This is a genomic window from Winogradskyella endarachnes, assembly GCF_009741275.1.
GTDB classification, from domain to species: domain Bacteria; phylum Bacteroidota; class Bacteroidia; order Flavobacteriales; family Flavobacteriaceae; genus Winogradskyella; species Winogradskyella endarachnes.
In genome coordinates this window covers 1-283 of record NZ_WOWS01000037.1, presented here as the reverse complement: position 1 = coordinate 283, position 283 = coordinate 1, and the positions used below count along the sequence as shown (strand labels likewise).

Sequence of the window (283 nt, the reverse complement as noted above, 5' to 3'; positions counted from 1 at the left end):
CTAAATATAAACGCTTTTTAGGCGTAAAGAACAATAATTTTTTCTAAATATAAACGCTTTTTAGGCGTAAAGAACAATAAATTTTTTAATGCTTTGCAAGTTAAATTTTCTTACGCCATTACTTGCCATAAATCTCAAGGTGGACAGTGGAATACCATTTTTGTAGAGCAACCTTATTTGCCTAACGGAATGGACAAAGATTACATACGTTGGTTATATACTGCCGTAACAAGAGCTAAGGAAAAATTATTGTTCTTTACGCCTAAAAAGCGTTTATATTTAG

At 31.1% G+C, this 283-nt stretch carries 1 pseudogene; it reads left to right on the top strand.

Features of this window, described 5'->3' with window-relative positions:
• Positions 1–42 precede the first annotated feature (42 nt).
• Positions 43–283, top strand: a pseudogene (locus GN138_RS15915) (ATP-binding domain-containing protein); the annotation flags it as partial.